The sequence below is a fragment of the Streptomyces sp. NPDC058274 genome, assembly GCF_042881375.1.
Classification (GTDB): Bacteria; Actinomycetota; Actinomycetes; order Streptomycetales; family Streptomycetaceae; genus Streptomyces.
In genome coordinates, this window is the sequence record NZ_JBHVXW010000003.1 from 372,981 (window position 1) to 394,278 (window position 21,298).

Annotated in this window: 20 protein-coding genes; 6 read left to right on the top strand and 14 right to left on the bottom strand. The window is 72.8% G+C overall.

Annotated elements, in window-relative coordinates:
- Positions 1–155 precede the first annotated feature (155 nt).
- Genes egtD through egtA form a run of 4 tightly spaced genes read right to left on the bottom strand, consistent with a single transcriptional unit; the run spans position 156 to position 4,499 of the window.
- Positions 156–1,118 carry an L-histidine N(alpha)-methyltransferase gene (gene egtD / locus ACFVYF_RS08920; protein ID WP_389452992.1) on the bottom strand — a complete coding sequence of 321 codons (963 nt, stop codon included), beginning with the start codon at positions 1,116–1,118 and terminating at the stop codon, positions 156–158.
- A complete protein-coding gene (gene egtC / locus ACFVYF_RS08925; protein ID WP_389452994.1) occupies positions 1,115–1,906 on the bottom strand; it encodes an ergothioneine biosynthesis protein EgtC in 792 nt (263 codons plus the stop codon). Before egtC ends, egtD begins: the two co-directional genes overlap by 4 nt.
- On the bottom strand, positions 1,906–3,228 hold the full coding sequence (gene egtB, locus ACFVYF_RS08930) for an ergothioneine biosynthesis protein EgtB (RefSeq protein WP_389452997.1): 1,323 nt from the start codon (positions 3,226–3,228) through the stop codon (positions 1,906–1,908). Before egtB ends, egtC begins: the two co-directional genes overlap by 1 nt.
- The gene (gene egtA, locus ACFVYF_RS08935) at positions 3,225–4,499 is read right to left on the bottom strand and encodes an ergothioneine biosynthesis glutamate--cysteine ligase EgtA (protein WP_389452999.1); all 1,275 of its coding nucleotides are present in this window, start codon (positions 4,497–4,499) and stop codon (positions 3,225–3,227) included. The genes egtB and egtA overlap by 4 nt, the downstream gene beginning before the upstream one ends.
- 257 nt (positions 4,500–4,756) lie before the next feature.
- Here egtA and ACFVYF_RS08940 point away from each other — a divergent pair, with 257 nt between their 5' ends.
- Positions 4,757–5,599 (top strand): TIGR02452 family protein, encoded by an 843-nt coding sequence (locus tag ACFVYF_RS08940; RefSeq protein WP_389453002.1) that lies wholly within the window; start codon positions 4,757–4,759, stop codon positions 5,597–5,599.
- A 76-nt stretch (positions 5,600–5,675) separates the two neighbouring features.
- Here the strand turns inward: ACFVYF_RS08940 and ACFVYF_RS08945 are convergent, their stop codons facing one another.
- The 4 genes from ACFVYF_RS08945 to ACFVYF_RS08960 all read right to left on the bottom strand — a co-directional run bounded on the left by ACFVYF_RS08945 (position 5,676) and on the right by ACFVYF_RS08960 (position 9,633).
- Positions 5,676–6,140 (bottom strand): type II toxin-antitoxin system PemK/MazF family toxin, encoded by a 465-nt coding sequence (locus ACFVYF_RS08945; protein WP_389453005.1) that lies wholly within the window; start codon positions 6,138–6,140, stop codon positions 5,676–5,678.
- Positions 6,141–6,269: 129 nt separating this feature from the next.
- Positions 6,270–7,757, bottom strand: a complete 1,488-nt coding sequence (locus tag ACFVYF_RS08950) for an SPFH domain-containing protein (RefSeq protein ID WP_389453008.1) — start codon at positions 7,755–7,757, stop codon at positions 6,270–6,272.
- A 179-nt stretch (positions 7,758–7,936) separates the two neighbouring features.
- A complete protein-coding gene (locus ACFVYF_RS08955) occupies positions 7,937–8,155 on the bottom strand; it encodes a hypothetical protein (RefSeq protein ID WP_389453010.1) in 219 nt (72 codons plus the stop codon).
- Between the two features lie 53 nt (positions 8,156–8,208).
- Positions 8,209–9,633 (bottom strand): amidase, encoded by a 1,425-nt coding sequence (locus ACFVYF_RS08960; RefSeq protein ID WP_389453012.1) that lies wholly within the window; start codon positions 9,631–9,633, stop codon positions 8,209–8,211.
- A gap of 264 nt (positions 9,634–9,897) precedes the next feature.
- Here ACFVYF_RS08960 and ACFVYF_RS08965 point away from each other — a divergent pair, with 264 nt between their 5' ends.
- Together ACFVYF_RS08965 and ACFVYF_RS08970 are read left to right on the top strand one after the other, a co-directional pair.
- Complete coding sequence (locus tag ACFVYF_RS08965; protein ID WP_389453015.1) at positions 9,898–10,932, top strand: LacI family DNA-binding transcriptional regulator; 1,035 nt, start codon at positions 9,898–9,900, stop codon at positions 10,930–10,932.
- Positions 10,933–10,950: 18 nt separating this feature from the next.
- The gene (locus ACFVYF_RS08970; RefSeq protein WP_389453018.1) at positions 10,951–12,129 is read left to right on the top strand and encodes a 4-hydroxybenzoate 3-monooxygenase; all 1,179 of its coding nucleotides are present in this window, start codon (positions 10,951–10,953) and stop codon (positions 12,127–12,129) included.
- Positions 12,130–12,187: 58 nt separating this feature from the next.
- Here ACFVYF_RS08970 and trxA read toward each other — a convergent pair whose 3' ends face one another.
- Positions 12,188–12,574 carry a thioredoxin gene (trxA, locus tag ACFVYF_RS08975; protein ID WP_383272504.1) on the bottom strand — a complete coding sequence of 129 codons (387 nt, stop codon included), beginning with the start codon at positions 12,572–12,574 and terminating at the stop codon, positions 12,188–12,190.
- A gap of 126 nt (positions 12,575–12,700) precedes the next feature.
- Here trxA and ACFVYF_RS08980 point away from each other — a divergent pair, with 126 nt between their 5' ends.
- A complete protein-coding gene (locus ACFVYF_RS08980; protein ID WP_389453021.1) occupies positions 12,701–14,134 on the top strand; it encodes a dihydrolipoyl dehydrogenase family protein in 1,434 nt (477 codons plus the stop codon).
- Positions 14,135–14,188: 54 nt separating this feature from the next.
- Here the strand turns inward: ACFVYF_RS08980 and ACFVYF_RS08985 are convergent, their stop codons facing one another.
- Positions 14,189–14,845, bottom strand: coding sequence for a peptide deformylase (locus tag ACFVYF_RS08985; RefSeq protein ID WP_389453024.1), 657 nt, complete (start codon positions 14,843–14,845; stop codon positions 14,189–14,191).
- 191 nt (positions 14,846–15,036) lie between these two features.
- Between ACFVYF_RS08985 and ACFVYF_RS08990 the strand changes: the two genes are divergently transcribed.
- Positions 15,037–16,455 (top strand): PepSY-associated TM helix domain-containing protein, encoded by a 1,419-nt coding sequence (locus tag ACFVYF_RS08990; protein ID WP_389453027.1) that lies wholly within the window; start codon positions 15,037–15,039, stop codon positions 16,453–16,455.
- 105 nt (positions 16,456–16,560) lie between these two features.
- Here ACFVYF_RS08990 and ACFVYF_RS08995 read toward each other — a convergent pair whose 3' ends face one another.
- From ACFVYF_RS08995 to ACFVYF_RS09005, 3 genes are all read right to left on the bottom strand, one after another.
- Positions 16,561–16,935 carry a tetratricopeptide repeat protein gene (locus ACFVYF_RS08995; RefSeq protein WP_389453030.1) on the bottom strand — a complete coding sequence of 125 codons (375 nt, stop codon included), beginning with the start codon at positions 16,933–16,935 and terminating at the stop codon, positions 16,561–16,563.
- Between the two features lie 91 nt (positions 16,936–17,026).
- Positions 17,027–17,467 carry a MarR family winged helix-turn-helix transcriptional regulator gene (locus ACFVYF_RS09000; RefSeq protein ID WP_389453032.1) on the bottom strand — a complete coding sequence of 147 codons (441 nt, stop codon included), beginning with the start codon at positions 17,465–17,467 and terminating at the stop codon, positions 17,027–17,029.
- Positions 17,464–17,973, bottom strand: coding sequence for a MarR family winged helix-turn-helix transcriptional regulator (locus ACFVYF_RS09005; protein WP_389453035.1), 510 nt, complete (start codon positions 17,971–17,973; stop codon positions 17,464–17,466). The genes ACFVYF_RS09000 and ACFVYF_RS09005 overlap by 4 nt, the downstream gene beginning before the upstream one ends.
- Before the next feature lie 175 nt (positions 17,974–18,148).
- Between ACFVYF_RS09005 and ACFVYF_RS09010 the strand changes: the two genes are divergently transcribed.
- On the top strand, positions 18,149–19,114 hold the full coding sequence (locus ACFVYF_RS09010; protein WP_389453038.1) for a pirin family protein: 966 nt from the start codon (positions 18,149–18,151) through the stop codon (positions 19,112–19,114).
- A gap of 130 nt (positions 19,115–19,244) precedes the next feature.
- On the opposite strand, the gene ACFVYF_RS09015 is transcribed toward ACFVYF_RS09010, so the two are convergent.
- On the bottom strand, positions 19,245–21,230 hold the full coding sequence (locus tag ACFVYF_RS09015) for a heavy metal translocating P-type ATPase (RefSeq protein WP_389453041.1): 1,986 nt from the start codon (positions 21,228–21,230) through the stop codon (positions 19,245–19,247).
- Positions 21,231–21,298: the final 68 nt, after the last annotated feature.

The following is a 21,298-nucleotide window of genomic DNA, read 5'->3' on the forward strand; positions in this document are numbered from 1 at the left end:
GCTCGCCCGACGCCGCGCCCGCCCGACGCCGCGCCCGCCCGGCGTCGCACTCGCCCGGCGTCGAGCTCGCCGAGCCGCGGCGCGCAGCCGGCCGTCCCAGCCAGCCAGTCGGTTGGCCGGCCAGCCGGCCAGCCGGCGAGTCGTCGGCCGGCCGCTCAGCGCGCCACGCTCAACGACAGGGCGAACCGTCCTCCCTCGTCCGTCCACCAGTGCGCCAAGTCCAGCCCGGCGGCGGCCAGTTCGCTGCGTACGCCCTCCTTGTGGAACTTCGCGGACACCTCGGTGCGCACGTCCTCGCCGTCCGCGAAGTCGACCGCGAGATCGAGGGCCGGGATCTTCACCGTCTGCTCCCTGCGCGAGCGCAGCCGCATCTCGATCCACTCGTTCTCCGCGTCCCACAGGGCGACATGACCGAAGGCGTCGAGGTCGAAGTCCGCGCCGAGCTCACGACTGACCACGCTCAGCACGTTCTTGTTGAACGCGGCGGTCACCCCGGCCGCGTCGTCGTACGCGTCCACCAGGACCGACGGGTCCTTCACCAGGTCCGTGCCGAGCAGCAGGGCGTCGCCGGGCGCCAGCAGGGAGCGTACGGACGACAGGAACGCCGCACGCTCGGCGGGCATCAGATTGCCGATCGTGCCGCCGAGGAAGGCGACGAGCCGCGGCCCGGGCGTGTCCGGCAGGGTGAGACCGCCGGTGAAGTCGGCGATCAGCGCGTGCACGTCGAGATCGGGACGCTCGGCGGCCAGCGCCACCCCGGCCTGGGTGAGGGCGCTCTCGCTGACGTCGACGGGTACGTACGTGTGCAACTCCCGCAGCGCGTCGAGCAGATGCCGGGTCTTCTCGGACGAGCCCGACCCCAGCTCGATGAGGGTGCGGGCGCCGGTGGCCTCGGCGATCTCGTCGGCCCGGGCGATCAGGATCTCCCGCTCGGCGCGCGTGGGGTAGTACTCGGGCAGCTCGGTGATCTGCTCGAACAGCTCGCTCCCGCGCGCGTCGTAGAACCACTTCGGGGGCAGCGTCTTGGGCGTGCGGGTGAGGCCGTGCGACACGTCGGCACGCAGAGCGGCGTCCGTGGTGTCCTCGGGGAGGGTGCGGGTGAGAAGGAACGGGCTCACGTACTCGGCTCCTTGGGTGGGACGGATGCCATGTGTTCGTGCGGGTCTTTCAGCGGGGTCAGCAGGACGTCCGTGCGGCTCGCCGCGAGCAGGGTGCGGTCCGGCACCTCCTGCCAGTGCGGGTCGTCGTCGTAGGGCTCGGAGGCCACGACGGTGCGCCGGCCGGGCTCGGCGAGATACCAGAGGGTGTCTCCCCAGGCGGTCGCCGTGATCGTCTCGCCGTTGGTGAGCAGCAGATTGAGCCGTGATCCGGGCGCCGCCTCGGCGACCTCGACGACCGTGTCCGCCAGCGCCTGGCTCTCGTCGTCGCCGCCGCGCAGCCGGCTGAGGACCAGCGCCCACACGAGCGCCGAGTCGCAGCGCGCCTCCATCGACAGCAGTTCGGCCGCCGGCAGCGTCGCGGCGAGCGGGGCGAGGGACCGGGGCCATCCGGCGACGGCCCCGTTGTGGCTGAACAGCCAGCGGCCCGCGGCGAACGGTGCGGCCGCCGCCTCCCCGTCCGCACCGCCCACGGTCGCGTCCCGGACCGCCGCGAGCAGCGCGCCGGAGCGCACCACCCGCGCCAGATCCCCGAAGGACTGGTCCCCCCAGATGGGCCCGGCGCGCCGGTAGCGGCCGGGAACGGCGTCCCCTTCCGCATACCAGCCCACACCGAACCCATCGGCGTTGACCGTCCCGTACCGCTGCCTGCGGGGCGCCCACGACTGGCGGTACAGACCGTGCGGCGGGGCCACGAGCAGGGTGCCGAGCGGCTCCTGGGGTCCCAGATACGCCAGGTGACGGCACATCAGGCGGCCCCGTCGCGGGCGGTGCGGAACCCGGAGAAGATCTGCCGCCGGATCGGCAGGTCCCAGTTGCGGAACGTGCCGCGGCAGGCCACCGGGTCCACGGCGAACGAACCACCGCGCAGCACCTTGTGCTCCGGCCCGAAGAACACCTCCGAGTACTCCTTGTACGGGAACGGCGCGAACCCGGGGTACGGCAGGAAGTCGCTCGACGTCCACTCCCACACGTCACCGATCAACTGGCGTACACCGAGCGGCGATTCGCCCGCCGGATAGCTGCCGGCCGGCGCCGGGCGCAGATGACGCTGGCCCAGGTTGGCGTGCTCGGGGGTCGGGTCGGCGTCGCCCCAGGGATAGCGCGTGGAGCGGCCCGAGGCCGGGTCGTGCCGGGCGGCCTTCTCCCACTCCGCCTCGGTGGGCAGCCGCCGGCCCGCCCAGCGCGCGTAGGCGTCGGCCTCGTACCAGCACACGTGCAGCACGGGCTCGTCCGGCGGGACGAGCTCGGTGACGCCGAACCGCCGCCGCAGCCACTGCCCGCCCTCGCGGCGCCAGTACAGCGGCGCCGTGATGGCGTGGCCGCGGATGTGATCCCAGCCCTCCGGGGTCCACCAGCGCTCGTCGTCGTAGCCGCCGTCCTCGATGAAGGCCTGGTACGCGGCGTTCGTCACCGGGGTGGTGTCGATGCGGAAGGGCGGAATCAGGCGCTGGTGCGCGGGCCGTTCGTTGTCCAGCGACCAGGGCTCGGCCGAGGTGCCCATGGTGAACGGGCCGCCCGGCACGAGGACTTCGGCGGGTCCGGTGAACGGGGGGGCGGCCACCGGGTCCGGCGCGGTCAGGGCGGCGGGCCCCTTGCGCAGCTGATGGGTGATCAGCATCGTTTCGTCATGCTGCTGTTCGTGCTGGGCGACCATGCCGAAGGCGAAGCCCGCCTCGGTCAGCCGGGAACCCCGGAAGGCAGTGCTCTCCAGGACGTCCAGCGCCCGCCCGCGCACGTCGGCGGCGTAGCGGCGGGCCTCTTCGGGCGGCAGCAGCGGCAGCGAGGGCCGCTCGGCGCGCGGGTGCTCGAACGCGTCGTACAGCCCGTCGATCTCGGGCCGTATCGCCTCCCGGCCCGCGACCGCGCGCAGCAGCCACAGCTCCTCCTGGTTGCCGATGTGCGCGAGGTCCCACACCAGCGGGGACATCAACGGCGAGTGCTGCGCGGTCAGTTCGGGCTCGTCCACGCACGAGGTGAGCAGCGCGGTACGGTCCCGGGCCCTGGTCAGCGCGGCCAGGGCGCGCTCCCGGAGCGACTCCGGGTCCGTGAGGGATGCGGGGGCGGTCATGTGCGGATGTCCTTCCCGTGGAACCGGCTCAGCAGATCGTCGGCGGGGCAGCGGCCCCGGGCCACATAGCGGTCGGTGAACTCCGCCACGGCCTCCTGCACCTCGCGGGTGGCGCCGATGCGCGGCAGGGCGTCGGCCGCCGCCGCGAAACAGGTGACCGCCGCCTCGTGCAGCTCCGGGTCGGCGAGGCCGCCGCGCGCCGCCTCGGTCCACAGCGGATTGCAGGGAGCGGGCCGCGACCCGGCCCGCTCCGCCAGCGGCTTGACGGTCCGGTACGCGGTCTCGGCGGCCTCCGCGTCGTCGAACAGCGCGGCGGTCACGGCGAGCGGCACGATCCACCCGTCGTCGCCCGGCTGGGCGTCGATCATCCGGAATTCCAGATGCCCGCGCGGGCGCACGGGCGGGAACAGGGTGGTCAGGTGATAGTCGAGGTCCGCCCGGTCCGGTGGTGTGCCGGAGCGGGTCCACTCCCGGAAGGTCAGGCCCTCGGGCACGTCCCAGGCGCCCCTGCGCGCGCGCACGCACATCACCGGCGCGTCCAGCACATGCCGGGCCCAGGCGACGCGCGGGTCTCCGGCCAGGGAAGGCGCGCTGGTCCGCCCCGGGTCCATCGCCGCCCACAGCGACTGGCGTGTGGAGCGCCAGCCCGTGGGCCGTCCCGCGGCCATGGGGGAGTGCGCGAATGCCGCCACCAGGACCGCGCCCAGCTGGTGCGCCAGCCACCAGCGCCGACCGTGGCCGAGCGGGCCCGGCTCCTCGTACCCGGCGTCCAGACACACCTGGACGGAGGCGGAGGAGCACATCATGGCGCGGCCCTCGGGACCCGTGCGGTCGAGGTAGCGCTCCATGGCGTCGTAGCGCGGCTCATGGAGGAAGCGGCTCGGGGGGTTCCAGGGGTCCTGGCCGTATCCGCTGAGGCCCAGACCCGCCTCGCGCAGTACCGCGCGTACGGCGGCGAGGTCCTCGGACACGGACCCGATGCACTCCATCAGGGAGGCGGCGGGATGGGAGCTGAGCTCCAGCTGGCCGCCCGGTTCGACGGTGAGCGCCGAACGCAGGGGCAGGGTCCGCAGAGTGGCGTAAGCCTCTTCGAGCCTTGCGGGTGTTACCGGGAGCTGCGGCTGCCGCAGCTCGTGGACGAGCCATTCCACTTCGACACCGAGGGTGCGGGGCGGTCCGGTCTTGAAGCAGATGCCACGGACCAGTGCTTCCACCTCGGCCTCGGTGACAACGGAGTGGTGCTCCGTACAGTCACTCACCGAATCGGACATGTCGGGATCCTCCTGAGATTCCATCATGCCGCCGACCCGGCTTCGGTGGGCCGGACCGGCATCGCTCGTCCCACCCAAGACCACCCGCGCCGGTTCGCACAAGAGTGCAAATCGACGCTTCTGGGGACCGGAAGACGATGTTCGCGAGCCAGGGAAACTCTGTTGCGCCGCATGACCAGCATCGCTCACGATGCGTTCATGGGCACGACGGGGGAGACCACGCAGGGTGCGTTCGCGGCGCGTACGGGGGTCGCGCAGTGAGCGCGCGCCTGCGCGGGATCGCGCAGGGCACCGAGGAGATCGTCGCGGCCGGTGGATACCGCGCCTCCGACGGTCGCCCGGTGTCGATCGCCGCGGCCGTCGAGGCGGCACGGGCCGGTACGCGGATGTTCGGCCCGGAGTCCGTGGAGATCCCGGCGAACAGCCCCGTGGACACGTTCTTCGAGGTCACGGGCGAGAGCAGTCTGGAGGCCGCCCGCCGCCTCGCGGGCCCGGTGGCCGTGCTGAACTTCGCCTCGGCGCGCAATCCCGGGGGCGGCTATCTCAACGGCGCGCAGGCCCAGGAGGAGGCGCTGTGCCGGGCCTCCGCGCTCTACACCTGTGTGCTGCGGGCCAGGGAGTTCTACGACCACCACCGGGCCCACCGCGACCCGTTCTACACCGACCGTGTCATCCACTCACCCGGGGTACCCGTCTTCCGTGACGACCGGGGACGCCTCCTGGACGAGCCGTACAGCGCCGGATTCCTGACGGCCGCGGCGCCGAACGCCGGAGTCGTCCGGCGTACGGCACCCGAGCGCGCGGCCGAGCTGCCGCGCGCCCTCGCCGTGCGGGCCGAGCGCGTGCTGGAGACGGCCGCGGCCCACGGGTACCGGCGGCTGGTCCTCGGCGCGTGGGGCTGCGGAGTGTTCCAGAACGATCCGGCGCAGGTCGCCGGCGCCTTTCACGCCCTGCTGTCCGGCGGCCGTTTCGAGGGGTCCTTCGAGCACGTGGTCTTCGGGATCCTGGACCGTACGGCCCGATCGGCGACGCGCACCCCATTCGAGCAGGCGTTCGCACGCGAGCTCCGCCGCGGAGCAGCCCTGCCGTCCCGTCCGTGAGCCCCCTGCCGTCCCGTCCCGGAGCAGCCGTGCCCGCTCGCCCCGGCGCAGCCCCGCCGTCCCGTCCGTGAGGCGGTCAGCGCCAGCCGTACCGCTCCCGCAGCCGGTGCACGACGAGGTTGAACCGCATCCGGTCCAGCGCGCACGCTTCCCGGCGCATCCCGTCCTCGTGGAGGCGCAGCACCCGGTCCACGTCCACCCATGAGTCGCGACCCGAGCGGTCCCACGGCCCGTTGCCGATCGGCACCCACTCCCGGTCGCCGTCGTGCCGCTTGCTCGACAGCTGTACGGCGAGCAGCGTGCCGCCGGTCTCACGGGCGACGACGAGCACCGGGCGGTCCTTGCCCCGGCCGTCGTTCTCCTCGAAGGGCACCCACGTCCAGACGATCTCGCCCGGGTCGGGGTCGCCGTCGTGCGCGGGCGCGTACTCCGTCCTCACCCGGCCGACCTCGCGAGGCTCGGCCTCGGTGGTCGCCGACGGGCCGTAGCGGCCGGGGACGGGTGCGTCGGTCTCATCGGTCTCATCGGTAAAGGCACTCACGCGGTCACCGTAGAGCCTGCGGGCCTGTGTCCGGCGGCCGGGTCCGCACGGGCGCGGCTCCGGGCGCACGGAGGTCAACTCCCGTACACCCGAAGCCGCGGTGTCTCAGTTCGTCACCGCATCAGCGGGTCAGCCCTCGTCCTTCTCCACCGGCACCTTCTCGCTGCGCGGTGGCACGAACCCGTTGAGCCCGGCGGTCCCTTGGGCCGACGGCCCGTTCTGGTTCATCGACGCGAGCAACTGGCGGGCCAGGCCCAGGCCGGTGCCGCCCATGGTCAGCGCCTTGGTGAACATGTCGGACATCCCCTCGGCGCCGTTGAGCAGCACCATGTGCTCGACATTGTTGAAGGCGCCCGCGCCCGCCCGGACGATCTCCGGCCAGTCCTCGGCGAGTTGCTGCGCGACCACGGCCTCCTGGTTCTCGGCCAGGGCAGCGGCCCGCGCCTTGATGGCCTCGGCCTCCGCGAGCCCCTTCGCCCGGGTCGACTCGGCGATCGCGAGCCCCTTGGCCTGCTGGCTCGCCGCCTCGGCCTCACCCGTGGCGCGGGTCGCCATCGCGGCGGCCGCACCCCGGGCCTTCGTCGCCTCGGCGTCGGCGATCGCGGCCGTCTTGACCCGGGTCGCCTCGGCCGCGGCGGCGAGTTCGGTCTCCCTCGCCTTCGCCTGCGCCGCGGAGATCCGCGCGTCGCGCTCCGCCTCGGCCCGCGCCCGTGTCTCGTACGCCTTCGCGTCCGCCGGCTTGCGGACGTCCGCCTGGAGCTGCTGCTCACGCCGTTGGGCCTCGAGTTCGGCGACCCGTGTCTCCTGCACGACGACGTCCTGGCGGGCGGCGGCATCGGCGAGCGGACCGGCCTGCAGAGCCTTGGCACCCGCCTTGTCGCGCTCGGCCTGGTAGCCGGCCTGGAGGATCTCGCTGTCCCGGGTCGCCTCCGACATCCGTGCCGCGGCCTGCTGTTCGGCCTCGGTGGCGAGACGGTTCGCCTCCGCCTGCGCGATCCGCGCGTCCCGCTGGACGGCAGCGGCGTGCGGCATGGCCAGGTTCTTGATGTATCCGGTCGGGTCCTCGATCTCGTGGATCTGCAGCGAGTCGACGATCAGTCCCAGCTTCTCCATCTCCGTGCCGCACGCCGCCCGGGTCTGACCGGTCAGCTTCTCGCGGTCGCGGATCATGTCCTCGACGGTCAACCCGCCGACGATCGACCGCAGATGGCCGGCGAACACGTTGTGCACCCGCTCCGCCATCAGCTTCTGCTGATCGAGGAAGCGGCGGCCCGCGTTGGCGATCGACACGAAGTCGTCGCCCACCTTGAAGATGACCACGCCCCGCACCTTGAGCGGAATGCCCTGGTGGGTCACGCAGTCCACGGACAGCTCGGTCTCGTTCAGATCGAGCGACAGCTTGCGCACCGCCTGCACACCCGGCAGCACCAGCGTGCCGCGCCCCGTCACGATGCGGAATCCCATGCCTTCTTCAAGGCCTTCGGTCCGATGCTTCGAACCGGAGATGATCAGTGCTTCGTTGGGCTCAGCCACTCGCCACATGAGCTTGAAGACCACAACGATGAAGATCAGTGCGAGGACAACCGCCCCCGCCACGACGCCGACAACCATCGGCATACGCCCCCTTTGGATGGTGCCCTATCGGCACCGAACGAACGGAGTGTGCTCCTGCGCAGGGCCGGGGTACAGACGCTGACGAATCCTTGTTGCAATCTTGACGCCTACGGCCCTCACCTGGGCAGCCAGGGGCTCAACTGTCGTATGGGCGGGGGCGACAGCCGTCCCTGCGGCGTCTGTCAGCTGTCGTACGCGGCCGACACGTACACCGTGCGGGGCGGCAGGTATTCCACCACCATCACCACCGTGCCCGGCTCGATGCGCTCCTTCGCGGCGGCGGGATACGCGAGGAAGTGCTCCGCGCCGCCGCGCACGCGGACGATCACCTCGCCGACGAGCCCGGGCCCGACCGTGCCGGTGACCCGCCCCATCAACCCGATCATCGACGCATCGCCCATGGCCTCAGCGTACGGGCAGAAGACGCTGGTCACCGCGTGTGCGGCGAACTCCGTTACGCCGCGGGGGAATCCGCCGCGGCCGCGGGCGGCGGCCACCGTTCGTGCCAGCGCAGGTCCGCCTCCAACTGGGCCGCCAGGGAGACCAGCAGCGGCTCGCTGTGCGCCGGTCCGAGGAGCTGGGCGCCGACCGGGAGCCCGTCGCCGACGAAGCCGGCGGGGACGTTGACGCCGGGCCAGCCCAGCACGTTCCAAGGCCAGGCGTAGGGGCAGGCGGCGACCATGGCACGGTCGGTGCCGAGCCCGTTCAGGTTCACCATGGCGCCGATCCGCGGCGGGGGAGCGGCGGTCGTCGGCGCGAGGAGGACGTCGTACGACGTGAACAGCGCGCCGATGCGCCGGTGCAGGGTGGCCTCCGCCCGCCGGGCGACCCGCAGCGGGGTCCCGCCGAGCAGCCGGCCCAGCCGGGCGGTGTCCCGGGTGCGCCGGTCGAGGAGGTCGGGGAAGGGCACGTCGCGTACCCGCTCGGCGATACCGGCGGTCGCCCGCGGGAGGAACGTGAGCCCGATCTGCCCGTAGCGCGGCTCCGCCTCCTCGACGACGTGGCCAAGAGCGGCGAGACGTTCCCCGAGGGCGACGACCCGGGCCCGTATCCGGGGGTCGAGCCGGGCGCGCAGCGCCGTGAACGGCGGCTTCAGCGAGAGCGCGATCCGCAGCCGGCCGGGATCCCGGCCCACCGCGTCGGACACGCGCAGCGCCGGCGGGTGGTGCAGATCGCCGGCGTGCTGACCGCTCGCCGCGTCCAGGAGCAGGGCGGCGTCGGCGACCGTGCGGGCGAGCGTGCCGTTGACGGTGATGCCCTGGAACGACTCGGGGCGCGGCCAGGTCGATATCCGGCCGCGCTGCGGCTTGATGCCGACCAGGTGCGTCCAGGCGGCCGGGATCCGGACCGAGCCCGCGCCGTCCGAACCCAGTGCGGCCGGCACCAGGCCCGCCGCCACGGCGGCCGCCGAACCCCCCGAGGAACCGCCGGGGGTGTGATCGCTGTGCCAGGGGTTGCGGGTGGCGCCGAAGGCGGGGCCCTCGGTGAAGGGCCACTGGCCCAGTTCGCAGGTGTTGGTCTTGCCGACGATCACGGCGCCGGCCGCACGCAGCCGGCGCACCGCCTCGCCGTCCTCGGCCTGCACCGGGTACTCACCGCGGCAGCCGAAGGCGGTCGGCTCGCCGGCCACGTCCATGTCGTCCTTGACGGCCACCGGCACCCCGAGCAGCGGCCGGCGCCCACCCGCGGCCAGTTCCTTGTCGGCCGCCTCCGCCTCGGCGAGCGCCGCCTCGGCGCGCACCCTGCGGAAGGCGTTCAGGGAGGGCTGGCTCGCCTCGATCCGGGCCAGCGCCTGCTCGACGGCGGCGCGTGAGGTCATCTCCCCGGCGGCGAGGGCCCGAGCGCACTCGGCCAGGCCAGGGGCACGGTCGTCAGCCATCGGGCACCTCCGGTCGCACGGCGTCTACCGCACGGTAACGTCCGGGGGCCCGATGCGATAGGGAGGGTGAACTTCCTTTGCGGAGCGGCGAGTTCCGGTGCGGGGGCCACCCTTCATCCGCTCCGTGGGCCGGCCCGCACCGTGCCGCGGGCGCCCCTCACCAGCACCGGCGACACCTTCCGGAACACCGGCGATCCGTGCCGTGCCACCGGAACTTCCCCCGCACAAAGCGGCGCGCCGGGCTTCTGCAAAGATGCGGTCGTCATGGTGCAGATACCGAAAGACCCCGCCCCGCCGTCGCCCGCACCACACCCCGTGCCGACGAGCGCCGATGTGGCCCGCCTGGCCGGTGTCTCGCGGGCGACCGTCTCGTACGTCCTGAACAACACCAGCGCCGTCCGGATCAGCGAACCCACCCGCCGCCGTGTCCACGAGGCCGCCAAGGAGCTCGGGTACGTACCCCACGCCGCGGCCCGCAGTCTGCGCGCCGGGCACACCCGCATGGTCCTGATGCCCGCCCCTGACGTGCCGGCGGGGCCGCTCTACAGCCAGTTCCTGAGCGAGCTGCAGTGGGCGCTCGGCCGCCTCGACTACACCGTGGTGCAGTACGGCAGCGTCGGTCTGCACGGCGACGAGGCGGCCCGCGCCTGGGCGGAGCTGCGGCCGGTCGCCGTACTGGTGCCCGGCAGCGAGCTCGGCCCCGAGGGGGTGGCCGTCCTCAAGCGCTCCGGCGCCCGGGCCGTCGTCACGCTGGGCACCGAGCGCGTCGAGGGCGCCCACGCGCTGCTCATGGACCACGCCGGGGTCGGGCACAGTGCCGGCGCGCACCTGTTCGCCCGCGGCCGGCGCCGTATCGGGGTCGTCGTGCCCGAGGAGCCGGGCCTCGACGTCTTCTCCGGGCCCCGTCTCGCAGGGGTACGGCGCGCCCTGCGCGGCACCGACGCCACCGTGACCGAGCTGCCGCTCGCCTACGAGGAGGAGGCCGCGGCCCGACTCGCCGGGCACTGGCGGTCACTGGGCCTGGACGCGGTGTTCGCGTACAACGACGAGTACGCCATGCTGCTGATGCGGGCCCTCCAGGACGAGGGCATCGCCGTTCCGGAGGAGACGGCCGTGATCGGTGCCGACGACCTGATGCTCGGCAGGCTGCTGCGGCCGCGTCTGAGCACGGTCCACATCGAGCTGCCGGCCGGCCGTGACCTCGCGGAGCTGGTCGACCGGGCGGTGCGCGAACCCGGTGGCACGCCGGAGGCGCACGAGGTGCTCGGAGCGAGGGTCGTGCACCGCGAATCGAGCTGAACACTGGGGAGGCGCGTCATGCGGACGACGGTCGGCATCATCGGCGGGGGCCCCGCCGGGCTGCTTCTGGCCCGGCTGCTGCACCAGGCGGGAATCGCCTGCGTCGTACTGGAATCCAGGACGCGCGCCTACGTGGAACAGCGCCAGCGCGCCGGAATGCTGGAGCAGGGCACGGTCGACGCGTTACGCGCGTGCGGCGCCGCCGAGCGGCTGGAGATCGAGGGCCTGGTCCACCACGGCATCGAGCTGCGCTTCGACCGCGAACGCCACCACCTCGACTTCCCGGTCCTCACCGGCGGCCGCACGGTCACCATCTACGCGCAGACCGAGCTCGTGAAGGACCTCGTCGCTCTCCAACTCGCGGACGGGCCACCGTTGTTGTTCGAGGCTCAGGCCCTCGCCATCGAGCGGCCGGAGAGTGAATCGCCCCGGGTGCGCTTTGTGCACGAGGGGCAGGAACAGACCCTCACCTGCGACTACGTGGTGGGCTGCGACGGCTTCCACGGCATCGCGCGCGGCACCTTCCCGGCCGAAGTGAGCCGCACGTTCGAGCACGACTACCCGTACTCGTGGCTCGGGATCCTCGCCGATGTGGCGCCGTCCTGCGAGGAGTTGATCTACGCGCGGGGTGACGGCGGCTTCGCGCTGCACAGCATGCGGTCGCCGTCCGTCTCGCGGCTGTATCTCCAGGTCCCCAGCGACACGGACCCCGGCGACTGGCCCGACGACCGGATCTGGGACGAGCTCTCCGCGCGCTTCGCGATCGACGCCGACTGGACACTGGAACGCGGCCCCATCACGTCCAAGGCCGTGACGACCATGCGGAGTTACGTCCACGAACCGATGCGCCACGGACAGCTCTTCCTGGCCGGGGACGCCGCCCACATCGTGCCCCCGACGGGCGCCAAGGGGCTCAACCTGGCGGTGTCCGACGTCCGTGTCCTGGCTCGCGGCTTCGTCCAGCTGCATCTCACCGGCTCCACCCAACTCCTCGACCGCTACGGGGAGTTGTGTCTTGGCCGGGTGTGGCAGGCGACCCGCTTCTCGTACGACATGACCCGGATGCTGCACCAGCAGCCCGACGGGGACGCCTTCGAGGACCGACTGCAGCTCACCCGGCTGCGCCGGATCACCTCGTCCCGGCCGGCCGCCGCCGAACTGGCCGCGAACTACACGGGACTTCCCCTCGCCCTGTGAGCGGCGACGGGCCCCGGCCGTTCCACCCGCCGGGGCCCGTTCGTCGTCGTACGTCTGCTTACTCGCCGGCCTCGGTCTGCTGCGCCTGCTGCTCGGCGACCGACTTGCGGACCTCGTCCATGTCCAGCTTCCGGGCCTGGCCGATGACGTCCTCCAGGGCGGCCTCGGGCAGCGCGCCCGGCTGCGCGAAGACGGCGACCTGGTCACGGACGATCATGAGCGTGGGGATCGACTGGATGCCGAAGGCCTGCGCCAGCTCCGGCTGCGCCTCGGTGTCGACCTTGCCGAAGACCAGATCCGGGTTGGCGTCCGCGGCCTTCTCGTAGACCGGGGCGAACTGCCGGCACGGTCCGCACCAGGACGCCCAGAAGTCGATCAGCACGAACTCGTTCTCCGTGACCGTCTGGTCGAAGTTCTCCTTGGTGAGCTCCACGGTGCTGCTCATGGCGTCTTTCTCGCTTCCTGCTGTCGGGGCTCGGGCAAGCCGCTTGGCACAACGCCGCTCCACGGTGGCGTATTCCGCGCACGTACCCGTGTGGCCAGTGGGCACACCAGCTACCAGACTGGCCCCATGACGGAAACGGAATCCATCGCGTACGACGTCGTGGTGCTCGGTGCGGGGCCCGTGGGGGAGAACGTGGCCGACCGCACCCGTGCGGCCGGTCTCTCCACCGCGGTCGTGGAGAGCGAGCTGGTCGGCGGCGAGTGCTCCTACTGGGCCTGCATGCCCAGCAAGGCCCTGCTGCGCCCGGTCATCGCCCGCGCCGACGCGCGCCGCGTCCCGGGGCTGAGCCAGGCCGTGCGGGGCCCGCTCGACGCGGCCGCGGTGCTCGCCCACCGCGACGAGTTCACCTCCCACTGGAAGGACGACGGCCAGGTCGCCTGGCTGGACGGCATCGGAGCCGACCTCCACCGCGGCCAGGGCAGGCTCTCCGGCACGCGTGAGGTGACGGTCGAGGGCCCGGACGGCGAGCGGCGGGTGCTCACGGCCCGGCACGCCGTCGCCGTGTGCACCGGCACCCGCGCGGCCCTCCCCGACCTGCCCGGACTCGCCCAGGTCAAGCCCTGGACCAGCCGCGAGGCGACCAGCGCGCAGGCCGTGCCTGGCCGCCTGATCGTGGTGGGCGGCGGGGTGGTCGCCGTCGAGATGGCCACCGCCTGGCAGGCCCTCGGCTCGCAGGTCACCCTCCTGGTCCGCGGCAAGGGCGTGCTGCCCCGGATGGAGCCCTTCGCGGGGGAGCTCGTCATCGAGTCCCTGAAGGAGGCGGGCGCGGACGTGCGCACCGGCACGTCGGTGACCGCCGTGACGCGCGAGGGGCCGACGGTCGTGGCCCTCACCGACACCGCGGACCGCATCGAGGCCGACGAGATCCTCTTCGCCACCGGACGCGAGCCCCGCACCGACGACCTGGGCCTCGAGACCGTGGGCCTGGAGCCCGGCTCGTGGCTGTCGGTCGACGACTCCCTGCGGGTGACGGGCAGCGCCTGGCTGTACGCGGTGGGCGACGTCAACCACCGCGCGCTCCTCACCCACCAGGGCAAGTACCAGGCCCGGATCGCGGGCGCGGCCATCGCCGCCCGCGCCTCCGGCGTCCCCCTCCTGGAGACGGACCCCTGGGGCGCCCACACCGCGACCGCCGATCACGCTGCCGTCCCGCAGGTCGTCTTCACCGACCCGGAGGCCGCGTCCGTCGGCCTCTCTCTCGCCGAGGCGGAGCAGGCCGGCCGCCGCGTCCGCGCCGTCGACATCGACCTCTCCAGGATCGCGGGCGCGAGCCTGTACGCCGACGGCTACCGCGGACAGGCCCGCATGGTCGTCGACATCAACCGCGAGATCCTCCTCGGTGTCACCTTCGTCGGCCCCGGCGTGGGCGAACTGATCCACTCGGCGACCATCGCGGTCGCCGGCGAGGTGCCGATCAGCCGGCTGTGGCACGCGGTGCCGTCGTATCCGACGGTGAGCGAGGTGTGGCTGCGGCTGCTGGAGGCGTACCGGGACGCGTAGCCCGCGCGCCGCATCCGGGGACGGGTGCCTCGGCGTCAGCTGTGGTGGAGCCCGTCAGCCGGGCAGCTCGAAGCCGAGGGCCGTCGCCGCGTGCGCCGGTGTCGGCTGCGCCCATCGCTCCGCCATCGCCTCGTTCGAGGCCAGGGAGCGGAGCTCGGCGCGGTCGAGGTAGAGGGTCCCGTCCAGGTGGTCGGTCTCGTGCTGGACGATGCGGGCGGGCCAGCCGGTGAAGACCTCGTCGAGCCCGCGGCCGTTCTCGTCCTGCCCCAGCAGCCGCACCTCGGCGGCCCGGGCCACCACGGCCTGCCAGCCCGGGACGCTCAGGCAGCCCTCGAAGAACGCGGCCCGGGCGGGGCCGACGGGCTCGTACGACGGATTCACCAGTACCCGGAACGGCTGCGGCACCCGGCCGCGGGTCAGCCGCACCTCGTCGGGCACCGGTGCCGGGTCCTCGATGACCGCGATCCGCAGCGGCACGCCGACCTGGGGTGCCGCGAGACCGACACCGGGGGCCGCGCGCATGGTCTCGCGCAGCGCGGCGACGAAGCGGGCCAGCAGCGCCGGGTCCAGCTGACCGTCGAAGGGCTCGGTGCCCCGACGCAGTACCGGGTCGCCGGCGGCCACGATCGGCAACGGGCCGTCGTGGGAGAGAAGTTCCTCGACCCGGTCGCTCAGGGGGCGGGTCGTGCCGGGGTCACGTTCGGATGCCATCGCGCCAGGATGCCAAGCCGGACCCTCGCGGTGCGAGGCGGAGCCGGGCGAGCCCCCGCCCTGTCGGTGTGACCCACGTCACGCGCGGCCGCGGGAACTCGACGCCGCCGCGCTCCGACTACTGGACCGCCACGGGCGAACTGCCCTGTCCGCGGCCCGAGTCCGTCCCCACCCCACGGAGAGCCCCGCCGATGTCCACCGCTCCCACGACCCTCACGGACGCGTCTTCGCCGTCCGACGCCCCGCCCCCTTCCAGAAAGGCCCCGCTGCGCGCACTCGTGCTGCGCCTGCACTTCTACGCCGGAGTGCTCGTCGCCCCGTTCCTGCTGATAGCCGCTCTGACCGGCTTTCTGTACGCCGCCTCCTTCCAGGCGGAGAAGATCGTGTACGCGCATGAACTGACCGTCCCGGTCGGCGACGGCAAGCTGCCGCTGTCCGAGCAAGTGGCCGCCGCCCGGAAGGCCCACCCGGAGGGTGCGGTCTCGGCCGTACGCCCCTCACCGGAGGCGGACGCGACGACCAGGGTGCTGCTGTCCGGGGTGCCGGGCGTGGACGAGGACCGCACGCTGGCGGTCTTCGTCGACCCGTACACCGGAAAGGTGCGCGGGGCGCTGGAGCAGTACGGGTCCAGCGGCGCGCTGCCGTTGCGCACCTGGATCGACGGACTGCACGCCAACCTCCAGCTCGGCGAGAGCGGCCGGCTCTACAGCGAGTTCGCCGCGAGCTGGCTGTGGGTGATCGCGGGCGGCGGGCTCGTGCTGTGGTTCGGGCGCCGGCGCGCGCAGCGGAAGGTGCGGGGCGTGAGCGGGCGCCGCCGCACCCTGGGCCTGCATGGCACCGTCGGCGTCTGGGCCGCGGCCGGCTTCATCTTCCTGTCGGCGACCGGTCTGACCTGGTCGACCTACGCCGGCGCGAACATCGACGTGCTCAGGACCTCGCTCGGCCAGGCCACGCCGTCGGTCTCGGCGGCGGCCGGCGGGGAGCACGCGGGCCATGGCGACGCGCCCGGCGCGGGGGAGCAGACCGGCGGTGGCGTGGTGGGCATCGACGAGATCCTGGCGGCGGCCCGGGCCAAGGGACTCGGTGACCCCGTCGAGATCGTCCCGCCCGCCGACGCCTCGTCCGCGTACGTCGTCAAGCAGGTGCAGCGCAGCTGGCCGGAGAAGCAGGACTCGGTGTCCGTGGACCCGGCGACCGGCCGGGTCACCGACGAACTCCGGTTCGCCGACTACCCGTTCCTCGCGAAGCTGACCCGCTGGGGCATCGACGCCCACACCGGTCTCCTGTTCGGCCTCGTCAACCAGATCGTCCTGATGGCCCTGGCCCTCTCGCTGGTCCTGCTGATCCTGTGGGGCTACCGCATGTGGTGGCAGCGCGGCCGTGCCTCCGCCTTCGGCCGCCCGGTCCCCCGTGGGTCCTGGCAGCAGATCCCCGCGCAGATCCTCGTACCGCTCATGGCCGCGGTCGCGGTCCTCGGCTACTTCGTCCCCCTGCTCGGCATCCCGCTGGCGGTCTTCGTCGCCGTGGACGTGGTCCTCGGCGAGATCGCGTACCGGCGGGGGAAGCGCTCCTACGGGGCCCGCGTGGTGGGACCGGGGGAGAGCGGCTGACCGTCGGGCGGGCGCAGGCGCACGCGAGGAGGCCGGGTGCCGGGGCCGGCCGGTCACTTCGGTGACCGGCCGGCGCCTCCGGCGCCCGGCCTCCTCGTACAGCCCTTACGGGGCGGGCGTCGCCCGGGGTGACGACGGCTGCCCGAAGTCGCCCGCGAGCGCCGACGCGATCCGCAGATGCGTCTCCGCCTCCTCCGCGCGCCCCTGGCGTTCCAGGGTGCGGCCGAGCATCAGCCGGGCGTAGTGCTCGACCGGGTCACGCTCGACGAGCACACGCAACTCGGCCTCCGCGCGCCGCAGTTGGGCGGAGTGGTAGTACGAACGCGCGAGGAGCAGCCGGGGGCCGACCTGCTCCGGCACCTCGTCGACCAGCCCGTCCATAACCCTCGCGGCAGCCGCGTAGTCCTTGGCGTCGAAGAACATCCGCGCCCGCTCCCAGCGCTCCGCGGCCGTTCCGTGGTCGTAGTACGTCGTGTCCACTGCTGACCTCCCTCGCTGCTCGTAACCGCGGAGGTTTGTTGAAAATTCCATGACCTGGACGGCCGGGTCGAAGGGGTGTCCGCCCCGCGCCCTACGAGTTGGCCAGCTCCGCGTCGGCCCGCTCCGTGACGAGCGTCAGGACACGGCCGGCGACCGCCAGGTCCTCGGCCGGGATGCCGGCGTAGAGCCGGGCGGCGATCTCGTTGCCACCGGCGCGGATCCTCTCGTAGAGCTCCCGGCCGCTGTCCGTCAGCGACACCTGCCCGGGCGCCGGGGTCTCCAGCTGCTTCAGAGCCGTCAACTCCTCGACGGTCTCCCGCGCCGCCGACTCGTCGATCTTCAGCGCGCCGACCAGACGGTCCACGAGCCGGTCGCGCTCGACCGTCCCGCCGTTGTCCGAGACGGCCCGGAGGGCCACCGACTGGCTGAAGCTGCTTCCGGTGCGGGCCAGGACGGCCTCCAGGGCGGCGCGGCTCGCATAGTGGGCGAGGCCTATGACCTGGCCGTTGAGGAGGACTGGGGTGGTGGTCATGACTGCTCCTTCGGGTGGGTGTCGTTCTCGGGATGGGCATCGGCGTCGGGCTGGAGGCCGAGGGGTACGTCGAGCAGGGTCAGCAGCTCGTGGCTGAATGCCCTCGTGTGCTCCCCGTCGAGTCCGCCGAGCGGTTCGAGCAGCTGGTCGAGAAGGCTCTGGACCACTCGGATCGCCCGTCGGGTGACCTCTCGCCCTTCCTTCGTGAGGGACAGCTGGACCGCCCGCGGGTCGGCCGGGTCTCGGGTCCGGTCGATGATCCCGGCCGTCTCCAGTGCGCGGGCCAGCTTCGAGACGTACAGCGGTTCGAGCCCGGTGTGATCGGCGAGCCGGCGCTGGCTGGGCCGCCGGCCGGCTCTGTCCATGCCGTAGAGCGACGCCACCAGCGAGTACTGCGCGTGGGTCAGGCCCAGTGGCGCGACCGCACGGTCGACCGCCACGCGCCACTTCATCGACAGGCGCCAGACGAGAAAGCCGGGCGTAGCGCCCTCGGATACCGAACTCATGCTGGAAACAGTACATGGCTACTATAGCCATGGCTACTATTTTCCGGCGGATCCGGCCAAGGGCGTACGCCCCTCCGCCCTCGGTCCTAGGCCCGCGGTGATCTGAGCGAAGTGCCCCGCAATGGGCGGGTCGATGGCCTGACGGCGGGTCGTCGACGGGTCTAGGTTGGGCGGCATGAGCAATCTTGATCGCGAGGCGGTGCCCGCGCTGTGCGGTGGCCGCGGTTTCGTGGTGGCGGAGCCGGTGCGCGAACTCCTCAGCCCCCGGCGGGTCAAGCTCGGTGAGTCCACCGAGGTCCGCCGTCTGCTGCCCAACCTGGGCCGGCGCATGGTCGGTGCGTGGTGCTTCGTCGATCACTACGGGCCCGACGACATCGCCGACGAGCCCGGCATGCAGGTTCCGCCGCATCCGCACATGGGCCTGCAGACGGTCAGCTGGCTGCACGAGGGCGAGGTGCTGCACCGCGACTCGACCGGCAGCCTGCAGACGATCCGCCCGCGCGAGCTGGGGCTGATGACCTCGGGCCGGGCCATCAGCCACTCCGAGGAGAGCCCCAGGTCGCACGCCCGCCTGCTGCACGGCGCGCAGCTGTGGGTGGCCCTCCCGGACGGTCACCGGCACACCGACCCACGCTTCGAGCACCACGCCGAACTGCCCACGGTCACGGCACCCGGCCTCACCGCCACACTCCTCCTCGGCAGCGTCGACGGCACGACCTCACCCGGGACGACGTACACCCCGATCGTGGGTGCCGACCTCGCGCTGACGAGCGGCGCAGACGTACGGCTGCCGCTGCAGCCGGACTTCGAGTACGCCGTGCTCGCCATGTCGGGTGAGGCCCACGTCGACGGCGTACCGCTGCTCCCCGGCTCGATGCTCTACCTCGGCTGCGGCCGCACCGAACTCCCCCTCCGCGCCCTCTCGGACGCGGGCCTGATGCTCCTCGGCGGCGAGCCCTTCGAGGAGGAGCTCATCATGTGGTGGAACTTCATCGGGCGATCCAACGAGGACATCGCACAGGCACGCTCGGACTGGATGACCGGCTCTCGATTCGGTGAGGTCAAGGGGTACGACGGTGATCCCCTGCCTGCTCCCGAACTCCCGCCGGGGCCGCTGAAACCGCGCGGAAGGGTTCGGTGACCTGGAGTTCCCGCGGGCGCAGGCTCTCGCGAGATGGGGCTGCCCCTCTTCGGCGTTTTGTTGTGGCCTGAGGGCGATCGCGCCGGCGAAGTCCGTCCCCGGGGCGGGGCGGCCTGCTCGCCGCGGTGGCTCACCGGATGTCCCCGGCCGCCCGGTTCCAGGCGGCGTCGCGCAGCAGGCGCAGACCGTTGAGGCCGACGATGACGGTCGAGCCCTCGTGGCCGAGGACGCCGAGCGGCAGCGGCAGGTGACCTGCCAGGTCCCAGATGACCAGGCCGGAGATGAACACCCCGGCGACGACCAGGTTCTGCACGACCAGCCGTCGTGCTGCCCGTGACAGGCTCACGACGGCGGGGACAGTGGTGAGTTCGTCGCGGACGACAACGGCGTCGGCGGTCTCCAGGGCGAGGTCGGATCCGGCGCGGCCCATGGCGATGCCGGTGTGGGCGGCGGCCAGAGCGGGGGCGTCGTTGACGCCGTCGCCGATGACCAGCATCTTGCGTCCGTTCGCCTCCTGCTCGCGGACGGCGGTGACCTTGTCCTGCGGCAGGAGGCCGGCGCGGACGTCGGTGATGCCGACCTCATCGGCGAGGTGGGCGGCGGCGCGCGCGTTGTCGCCTGTCAGCAGCATCGGAGTGCGGCCGGTCAGTGCGGTCAGGGCGGCGACGGTGCGGGCGGCGTCGGGGCGCAGCCGGTCGGCAATGCCCAGCACACCGACCGGAACCGCGTCGCGCAGGACCAGGACCGCGGTGCGGCCGTCGTCCTCCAGTCCGCCGGCCACCACGGCGGCACGGGCCGAGGCGGCATCACCCGCGCCGTCCAGCAGCCGGTCGGGGGCGCCAACCGCGATCGTACGGCCGTCGACGGTGGCGGTGACCCCGGTGCCGGGGGCAGAGGCGAAGCCCTGAATGCCCGCGATACCAAGGCCGCGTTCACGGGCGGCGGCGACAACGGCGCGGGCCAGCGGGTGCTCGCTGGGGTGCTCGGCCGCTGCCGCCAGGGCCAGCAGGGCGTCCTCGCTCAGGCCGGTGCCGGCCAGGGGGTGGATGCCGGTGACCCGGGGCGTGCCCTCGGTGAGGGTGCCGGTCTTGTCCAGGGCGACCGCATCGACCTGCCCGAGGCCTTCCATGACGACGGCGGACTTCACCAGGACGCCGTGCCGCCCGGCGTTGGCGATGGCGGACAGAAGCGGGGGCATGGTGGCCAGCACCACCGCGCACGGCGAGGCGACGATCATGAACGTCATGGCGCGCAGCAGCGAGCTCGTCAGGTCCGCGCCGAACGCGAGGGGGACCAGGAAGACGGCCAGGGTGGCGAAGACCATGCCGAGGGAGTACCGCTGCTCGACCCTCTCGATGAACAACTGGGTGGGGGCCTTGGTCCGGGACGCTTCCTCGACCAGGACCACGATCCGGGCGATCACCGAGTCGGAGGTGTCCCGCTCGACCTTGACCCGCAGCGCGCCGGTGCCGTTCAAGGTCCCGGCGAAGACCTCGTCACCAGGCTCCTTCGCCACCGGCAGCGGCTCACCGGTGATCGTGGCCTGATCGACGTCGCTTGCCCCGTCCAGGACGCGGCCGTCGGCGCCGACCCTTTCGCCGGGCCGGACGAGGATGGTGTCGCCGACGGCCAGTTCGGCCGTCGAGACCGTCTGCTCGCTGCCGTCGTCGGCCAGGCGGGTGGCGGTGGCCGGCGCGAGGTCGAGCAAGCCGCGGACCGCATCCTGGGTGCGCGCGGTGGCCAGTGCCTCCAGGGCGCCGGAGGTGGCGAAGATGACGATCAGCAGCCCGCCGTCCATCACCTGCCCGATGCAGGCCGCACCGATCGCGGCCACGATCATCAACAGGTCCACATCCAGGGTCTTCTCCCGCAGCGCCTGCAGCCCGGCCCAGGCCGGCTCCCAGCCGCCGGTGACATACGCGAGGGTGTACAGCGGGCCCCACGCCCAGGCCGGGGCGCCGGTCAGCTGAAGTGGCAGCGCGATCAGGAACAGCGCCAGAGCCGTCCCGGCCCAACGGGCCTCGGCCAGGGCGAACAGCCGCGTGCGACGCCGCGGAACGGTCGCCGAAGCGGTCGGTGCTGCCCGCTCGGGGCGCGGGAGCAGGACAGAAGGCATGACAAAACAACCCTTCACGGGCGGAGGACGGCTACCTGTTCACCGTACAGGAATATCTGAAGAGGTCT